The 8,670-nt window shown below is 60.0% G+C and carries 7 protein-coding genes; 5 read left to right on the top strand and 2 right to left on the bottom strand.

The window, feature by feature from the left end; translation table 11 throughout:
- On the bottom strand, window positions 1-970 hold a 970-nt coding region (locus ACRC1E_RS09935), incomplete at its 3' end, for a HAMP domain-containing protein (RefSeq protein ID WP_438514938.1).
- A 134-nt stretch (window positions 971-1,104) separates the two neighbouring features.
- Window positions 1,105-1,542 carry a DciA family protein gene (locus ACRC1E_RS09930; protein WP_438514937.1) on the bottom strand — a complete coding sequence of 146 codons (438 nt, stop codon included), beginning with the start codon at window positions 1,540-1,542 and terminating at the stop codon, window positions 1,105-1,107.
- Window positions 1,543-1,772: 230 nt separating this feature from the next.
- Between ACRC1E_RS09930 and secA the strand changes: the two genes are divergently transcribed.
- From secA to ACRC1E_RS09905, 5 genes are all read left to right on the top strand, one after another.
- Complete coding sequence (secA, locus tag ACRC1E_RS09925) at window positions 1,773-4,487, top strand: preprotein translocase subunit SecA (RefSeq protein WP_438514936.1); 2,715 nt, start codon at window positions 1,773-1,775, stop codon at window positions 4,485-4,487.
- A gap of 119 nt (window positions 4,488-4,606) precedes the next feature.
- A complete protein-coding gene (locus ACRC1E_RS09920) occupies window positions 4,607-5,203 on the top strand; it encodes a Maf family protein (RefSeq protein WP_438514935.1) in 597 nt (198 codons plus the stop codon).
- 11 nt (window positions 5,204-5,214) lie between these two features.
- Window positions 5,215-6,711 (top strand): ribonuclease G, encoded by a 1,497-nt coding sequence (rng, locus tag ACRC1E_RS09915; RefSeq protein ID WP_438514934.1) that lies wholly within the window; start codon window positions 5,215-5,217, stop codon window positions 6,709-6,711.
- Between the two features lie 118 nt (window positions 6,712-6,829).
- A complete protein-coding gene (gene cysE, locus ACRC1E_RS09910) occupies window positions 6,830-7,612 on the top strand; it encodes a serine O-acetyltransferase (RefSeq protein ID WP_438514933.1) in 783 nt (260 codons plus the stop codon).
- 166 nt (window positions 7,613-7,778) lie between these two features.
- Window positions 7,779-8,183, top strand: a complete 405-nt coding sequence (locus tag ACRC1E_RS09905) for a DUF2061 domain-containing protein (protein ID WP_438514932.1) — start codon at window positions 7,779-7,781, stop codon at window positions 8,181-8,183.
- Window positions 8,184-8,670: the final 487 nt, after the last annotated feature.

Raw genomic sequence — 8,670 nt, 5'->3', positions numbered from 1 at the left:
TGGCATCCGCCACGCTAGCGATGCTGACCGTCAGCTGTTCGACCGCGCTGGCACTGGCGCTGGCGGCTTCCGATTGCTTGTTGCTGGCGATATGTACTTGCTGGGCGGCACTGGCGAGCTCTTCGACCATGCCGACCGCGCCGTTGCTTGCCCGCTGCACCGAGCGCAGCGTCGCGGCGAGCTTGCCGACGCTGTCCCTGAGCGCGGCGAGCATCTGCCCCAACTCGTCGTCGCGGCTGATCGTGATCGGCCGCGCAAGGTTGCCCTCGGCCAGTGCGTCGGCGGTGGCAACGGCCTCGTCCAGTGGGCGCATGATCGAACGCACCAGCAAAGTGCCGACGATGATGCTCAGCCCGACCGCCAGCACTATGCTGGCGGCGAGCACCCACAGCGCGGTGTCGATCTGCCGGGCGCCGCGTTCGGTGTCTTCGTCGGTCGTCTGTACGGCGATGGTGGCCAGCTCCTGTAAGGCCTTTTGCCATCCGGTGTTGATCTTGGCGAGGTCGACCCTGACCAGCGCTTCCGCTTCGGCGTGGTTGCCGAGCCTGGACGCCTCGCGCATGCGTGCGGTCAGCTGGTCGGACTTCGCCCCCAGTGCACTGGCGGTAGCGGCCAGCTCGTGCTCGCGCGGCAATACCTTGGGGTTGTCGAACACGTCCTTCAGCTGCTGTTCGAGTTCGCCGTACGCCCGCTCCAGCCGCTGTACTTCCTGCTCGAGCGCCTGCGCCTGCGATCCGGCGGGAGCGGTCAGCAGCATGCGCAGGGCAAGGCGCTGCTCGAGCTGGTTGACTTGCATGTGACTGGCCAGCTCGAGGATGGGCTGGTTGAGGTCGCGGATATCGTGCAACTGGGTGCGCACGGCCGAGAGCGCACTATAGGTGGCAAGTCCTGCGCCGAGCAGCAGCGCAACGACCAGTGCGAAGCTGCCGTACAGACGGGTGGAGATCTTGAGATTGGCAAGCAGGCGCATTGTGCGGTATCCATGAAAAATAATTTATAGCGCTTTATCGCTATCTTACTTGCATGTTACGACACACATACACTGGCTTGGCTTGTGCCAAATCAATAGATGGCAGATAGGATGGATGAAGGCCGGCAGCAGGCTCAGTCTTGCGTGCGCTGCTTCTGGTGCAGGGCCAGTCGGGCTAGTGCGCGGGCCAGATCGGGGTGATCCAGCGTCTGCGCCGCCTGCTCGATGGCGGCAATGCCTTGTGCACCTATGTGCAGGGTCTTGGGCTGGACCACGGTGTGATACTGCGGGGCAATCCGCACCCGGCTACGCTGGGCGATATAGCCCTGACGCGCAAGCGCGGGCAGCAGGCTGTTGCCCAGCATGCGCAGGCGTGCACCAACCATGCCGTTGTCGGCAAACAGTACCAGCTCTTCGTCGCGGATACGCACCGCGCGGCATTGCCCGGCCAGTTCGGCCGGCAGCAGTTTCTGGAAGGCGGCATCCAGCGCCAGCAGAGCACCGGCCTCGGCGGTGAGCCGGGACAGGGCATTATTCTGGCGGGCAAAATCCTGGAAGCGCTGGCTGCTCATGAGGCGGGCGATCAAGTGAGGTGACGGCCCGTCATTCTACGCGATCATGGCGCTGGCGGTGATCTTAAGCTGGGCATGCTAAAAGGCATGACCCGGCCAGTTTGTTGTCGTTTTTTATCCTGATGATGGCAAGACTTGATACATCGCAACGATGCCCCCATAAACCTTGCTTACGCATGTGCTAAACTCGACTGCATTTTTCCGGCCCGCTAGGCCTTGTGGATCACTCAATGATTTCGACGCTACTCAAAAAAGTATTCGGCAGCCGCAATGACCGGCTGATCAAGCAGTATCGTCAGGAAGTGGCGCGCATCAATGCCCTAGAAGAGGGAATGCGTGCGCTGTCTGACGAGGCATTGGCGGGCAAAACCGCAGAATTCAAGCAGCGTGTCGCTGCTGGCGAGACACTGGCCAAGCTGTTGCCGGAGGCGTTTGCCGTTTGCCGCGAAGCCAGCCGCCGCGTGCTGGGCATGCGCCACTTCGATGTGCAGCTGGTTGGCGGCATGGTGCTGCATGATGGCAATATCGCCGAAATGCGTACCGGTGAAGGCAAGACGCTGGTGGCGACCCTGCCGGTGTATCTGAATGCACTGACCGGTAACGGCGTGCACGTGATTACCGTCAATGACTATCTGGCCAGCCGCGACGCTTCCATCATGGCCAAGCTGTACAACTTCCTCGGCATGAGCGTGGGGGTCAACCTCAGCCAGATGCCGCATGACGCCAAGCAGCAGGCCTATACCTCGGATATCACCTACGGCACCAACAACGAATTCGGTTTCGATTACCTGCGCGACAATATGGTGTTCGCTACCGGCGAGAAGGTGCAGAAGAAGCTGAGCTTTGCCGTGGTCGACGAAGTGGACTCGATTCTGATCGACGAGGCGCGTACCCCGCTGATCATTTCCGGCCCTGCCGAAGACAATATCGATATGTACCGCCGCATGAATGTGGTGCCGGCCATGCTCAAGCGTCAGGAAGTGGAAGATGGCGAGGGCGACTACTGGGTCGACGAGAAGGCGCATTCGGTGATGTTGTCCGAAGCCGGTCATGTACATTGCGAGGAAATCCTCGAACAGCTGGGGCTGCTCAAGGAAGGCGACAGCCTGTATTCGGCCGCCAACATCACGCTGATGCACCACCTGATGGCGGCGCTCAAGGGTTTTGCCCTGTTCCACAAAGACCAGCACTATGTAGTGCAGGATGACGAAGTCGTGATCGTCGACGAGTTTACCGGCCGTCTGATGCCGGGCCGCCGCTGGAGCGAAGGCCTGCACCAGGCGGTCGAAGCCAAGGAAGGTGTAGCGGTCAACCGCGAGAACCAGACGCTGGCTTCCATTACCTTCCAGAACTACTTCCGCCTGTACGGCAAGCTGTCGGGCATGACCGGTACTGCCGACACCGAGGCTTATGAATTCCAGCAGATTTACGGCCTGGAAACCGTTGTGGTACCGACCAATAAGCCTATGGTGCGCAAGGATACGCAGGACAAGGTCTACCGCACCAATAAGGAAAAGTACGACGCGATCATTGCCGATATCAAGGATTGCGTAGAGCGCGGCCAGCCGGCACTGGTGGGGACGACCAGCATCGAGAACTCCGAGCTGATCGACACCATGCTGAGCAAGGCCGGTATTGCGCACAATGTGCTCAATGCCAAGGAACATGCCCGCGAAGCCGACATCATCGTGCAGGCCGGCCGTGCCGGCATCATTACCGTTGCCACCAATATGGCAGGTCGCGGTACCGACATCGTATTGGGGGGCAACCCCGAGCCGGAAATCAAGGCGGTCGAAACCGACGACAGCTTGTCGGCCGACGAAAAAGCGGCCCGCATCGCGGCCATCCGCGCCGAGTGGCAGTTGCGCCACGACGCAGTACTGGCCGCTGGCGGCCTGCACATCATCGGCACCGAGCGTCACGAATCGCGCCGTATCGACAACCAGCTGCGCGGCCGTTCCGGCCGTCAGGGCGATGCCGGCTCCAGCCGCTTCTACCTGTCGCTGGAAGACCCGCTGCTGCGTATCTTCGCCTCCGAGCGCGTAGGCGCCATCATGGAAAAGCTGAAGATGCCGGAAGGCGAGGCGATCGAGCACCCGTGGGTGAGCCGTTCCATCGAGAACGCGCAGCGCAAGGTCGAAGGCCGCAACTTCGACATCCGCAAGCAGTTGCTGGAGTACGATGACGTCGCCAACGACCAGCGCAAGGTGATTTACGGCCAGCGCAACGAAATTCTGGAAGACGACGACGTTTCCGCCATCGTGACCCATATGCGTGAAGGCGTGATCGCCGATCTGGTCGATCTTCATCTGCCGCCGGAGTCGATGGAAGAGCAGTGGGATATTCCGGGGCTGGAAGCCGCGCTGGAAGGCGAATATCAGCTGCAGGCCCCGATAGCCGACTGGCTGCTGGCCGAACCGACACTGGATATTTTGCAGATCAAGGAGCGTGTGCTCAAGCTGGCCGAAGACAGCTATCTGGCCAAGGTCGAGCTGGCGGGCGACGGCGTGATGCGCCAGTTCGAGCGCTCTTTGGTGCTGCAGATGCTGGACAACCACTGGCGCGAGCATCTGGCGGCCATGGATCACCTGCGTCAGGGCATTCACCTGCGTGGTTATGCGCAGAAGAACCCGAAGCAGGAGTACAAGCGCGAGGCATTCGAGCTGTTCGGCGATATGCTGGAGCGCATCAAGAAAAGCGTGGTCGGCGTGCTGATGACGGTACAGGTCAATAGCGCCGCCGATGCCGATGCCGTGGCGCCGCGCGAGGTGGCAGGCATGTCGCTGAACCATCAGGAGCCGGGCTCGGCACTGGGCGGTGCGGATGAAGACAATCCGTACTCGCCGGAGATGCTGGCGGCACAAGGCCTGCGTATCGGCCGCAACGACCCGTGCCCATGCGGCTCGGGCAACAAGTACAAGCAGTGCCACGGCCGTCTGGCCTGATTGTCCAGTAAGACGGGAACCGGGATCAGTGATCCGGTTCCCGGTTCCCGCAAGTCCCTATTCCCCGCTCCTCCCGTCTGGTAACCTTGTGACAATTCAATATATTGTCCGGTTACGCCATGACCACATCTGATACCCGCATTTATCTGGCTTCCGGCAGCCCGCGCCGGCGCGAGTTGCTGCAACAACTGGGCGTCGTTTTCGAGCGTATACACGCCGACATCGACGAGAGTGTACTGCCCGGCGAGGAGGCCATCGCCTACACCGAGCGTCTGGCTGCGGCCAAGGCTGCCGCCGGTTGGGCTGTCGTTCAGCGCTGCGGCTTGCCGTCCCGCCCCTTGCTGTCGGCCGATACCACCGTGGTGCTGGAAGGCGAGATCTTCGGCAAGCCTGCCGATGCCGCCGACGCGGCGCGCATGTTGCGTGCCTTTTCCGGGCGCAGCCATCAGGTGGTGACCAGCGTGGCCATCCGTCAGGATGACAGGGTACGCATCGCAAGCTGTGTGACCGAAGTGAGCTTTCGCGAGCTCTCCGCTGGCGATATCGAACGCTATATCGCCAGCGGAGAGCCATTCGACAAGGCGGGTGCTTACGGTATCCAGGGTCATGCGGCGGTGTTTGTGTCGCGCATCAATGGCAGCTTCACCGGTGTGATGGGCTTGCCTTTGTTCGAGACGGCAGCGTTATTGGCTGAATTCGGCTTTACCTTTCCTTGAGGGCGGCCACCATGCTGCATCAATCCATTACCCTGCCGCGCGACTTTGTGCGCCCGCAGGAACAGATTCTGGTCAACATTACCCCGCAAGAGACCCGGGTTGCGGTGCTGGAAGACTCGGTGGTTCAGGAACTGCATATCGAACGTGCGGCCAGCCGCGGCATCGTCGGCAATATCTATCTGGGTCAGGTCAAGCGTGTACTGCCGGGCATGCAGAGTGCCTTTATCGAGATCGGTCTGGAGCGGGCGGCTTTTTTGCATATCGCCGATGTACTGGAGCAGCGCCAGCATCCGGCCGAGCCGCAGCGCATCGAGCGCATGCTGTTCGAGGGCCAGACCGTGCTGGTGCAGGTGATCAAGGACCCGATCAATACCAAGGGCGCACGGCTGTCGACGCAGATTTCGCTGGCCGGCCGTTTTCTGGTGCATCTGCCGCAGGATGAGCATATCGGTATCTCGCAGAAGATAGAAAGCGAGTCCGAGCGTCACAGCCTGAAGGCACGCATGGAAAACCTGGTGCCGGAGGGTACCCCCCGCGGCTACATCGTGCGTACCAGTGCCGAAGGGGCCAGTAATGCCGAGCTGTCGGCCGATATCGAGTATCTGTCCAAGCTGTGGGGCGATATCCGTCACAAGTCGCAGACACTGCCGGCCAAAAGCATACTGTATGAAGACCTGCCATTGGCGGTACGCGTATTGCGCGATATGGTCAGTGACCATACCAACTCCATCATCGTCGACTCGACCGAAAACTACGAACGCATGGTCGAGTTTGCCGAGCAGTATGTGCAGCTGGCAGTCAGCAAGATAGAACGCTATAGCGGCAACCGCCCGCTGTTCGAGCTGCACGGCATCGAGGCCGAGATCGAGCGCGCACTGGCGCGCCGCGTCAACCTCAAGTTTGGCGGCTACCTGATTGTCGACCAGACCGAGGCGATGACGACCATAGACCTCAATACCGGCGGTTTTGTCGGCACGCGCAACTTCGACGAAACCATCTTCAAGACCAATATGGAGGCGACCCACGCCATTGCGCGCCAGCTGCGGTTGCGCAATATGGGCGGTATCATCATCGTCGACTTTATCGATATGGATAACGAGGAGCATAAGCAGGCGGTGCTGATGGAGCTGGCTAAAGCCATGGCGCGCGACCGCACCCGCGTCACGCTCAACGGCTTTACCAGCCTCGGTCTGGTAGAAATTACGCGTAAGCGCACGCGCGAGAGCCTGTCGCATATCCTGTGCGAGCCGTGCCCGACTTGTCAGGGGCGCGGCCAGATCAAGACGGCACAGACGGTGTGTTACGAGATTCAGCGCGAAATCGTGCGCGAGGCGCGCAAGTTTGATGCCAAGGGTTTCCGCATCCTCGCCTCGCAGCCTGTCATCGACATGTTTCTGGATGAGGAGTCGCAGAGCCTGGCCATGCTGATCGATTTCATTGGCAAGCCGGTGTCGCTGTCGGTGGAGTATACCTATACGCAGGAACAGTTTGACGTGGTGTTGATGTAAGCGAAGCCCGAACTGCCGTCCGGCTTGCGCCGGGAGCAGTTCGGGTGTATTCCCTGTCTATTTGATGGCGCAGGCAGCCGCCTGCCGCCCAATTCAGACCAAAGAAAGCCATCCGGTAATGAACGAGACCAGCGGCGATGCCCTGTGGCAGGCCATCCTCAATGAAACTGCAGCGGCCGCACGTGACGAACCTCTCTTGGCCAGCTTTTTGCACATGACGGTGCTGCGTCATACCTCGCTTGAGGATGTACTGGCCTTTCACTTGTCCAGCAAGCTTGCCAGCCCGGTAATGGACGCGCGCGCCTTGATGGAGTTGTTCCACGAGGCGCTGTCAGCCGACGACACCATCAGCCGCGCGATGCGCGCCGATATCACCGCCTGTTTCGAGCGCGATCCGGCCTGCGACAGCTATTCGATGCCCTTGTTGTACTTCAAGGGCTTCCATGCCATCCAGAGCCAGCGTGTCACCCACTGGCTGTGGCAGCAGGGGCGCAAGACCATGGCTTATTTCCTGCAGAACCGTATCTCCGAAGTGCTGGGCGCCGACATCCATCCGGCGGCGCGCATCGGCGAGGGCGTGATGCTGGACCATGGCACCGGCGTGGTGGTCGGTGAAACGGCGGTCATCGGCAACAATGTCTCCATGCTGCACGGCGTCACGCTGGGCGGCTCGGGCAAGGAGCGCGGCGATCGCCACCCCAAGATCGGCGACGGGGTGATGATAGGTGCGGGTGCCGCCATCCTCGGCAATATCCGCGTCGGCGAATGTGCCAAGGTCGGCGCAGGCAGCGTGGTGCTGGAAGATGTGCCGCCACATACTACGGTCGCCGGCGTGCCGGCGCGCATTGTGGCGCAGGCGACGGTGGGAATGCCGTCGCTGGATATGGATCAGAAGGTGTGAGCCTGCTGCAGGCCACCTACAGTCACTGATTGCGGATGGCCGGTGCATTGCATTTGCTGGCCGGAGTCTATGCTGGCTAAGGCTATCTGATTGTTAGTGACAATCAATTTTATCTATTACATGGCAATGCCTATCATCGGTTTGAAACTTCGACCGGATAGATGCCATGACCAAGACCCTGACTTTTGCCGCCTGCCACTTTAGTGTGGCATTTGGTGTCGCTTACGCCCTGACCGGCAGTCTGGCTATTTCCGGTGCGATGGCATTGGCTGAACCCTTGGCCAATACCGTGACCTATCATTTTCATGACCGGGCTTGGGACCGTATCGTGGCCCGCACACCGCTACGCCATCTGGCGCTGGCGAAGACGGCCACTTTTGCCGCCTGCCATTTTATGGTGGCCTTCGTACTGGGCTGGCTGCTCACCGGCAGCCTGGCGCTGGCCGGCTTGCTGGCCGTGGTCGAGCCTTTGGTCAACACCGTGGCCTATTTCCTGCATGAAAAAGTCTGGCTGGCATGGCGTCGGCATAGGCAACACACTCCCGTACTGGTGGCTAAGTCGCTGTTATGAGCTGTTTTTATCGAAAAATAGCGAATGTCCCCAGTGTGATATTTAAGGAGCAAAGAAAACCATGCAGATAAGCACGCGGATCGCAGCCGCTTATGGCTTAAGGTTTGCAATTAGGTTTTAATATACAAATTTTTTATGCGAAATGGAAAATGCTTTAGAAAACAGTAATATTACGTTGCGCAAACGTATGACGGTGGGTAAAATCCGCGGCTTCAAATTGCCGGCTTTCAGCCGGCAGCCGGTGCTGCGGGCTCTCTGCGTTGCCCATACGCCTCTTGCATAGCGTGGCACGGGTGAAACCTATCCGTCTAAGAGATTTTTATGAGCAAAATGAATAAGGCCGTCGGCGTTCTTGTCGCCGGTACCTGTATCAACCTCACCATCGGCGTGCTGTATGCCTGGAGTGTGATCAAAAAGGGTCTGGTCGCTGACTGGGGCTGGACCAATACCGAAGCCTCGATGCCGTACAACGTGGCCATCGTGGTGT

This window comes from Craterilacuibacter sp., assembly GCF_051659485.1.
Classification (GTDB): domain Bacteria; phylum Pseudomonadota; class Gammaproteobacteria; order Burkholderiales; family Chromobacteriaceae; genus Craterilacuibacter.
This window is presented reverse-complemented; position numbering and strand designations above follow the sequence as displayed.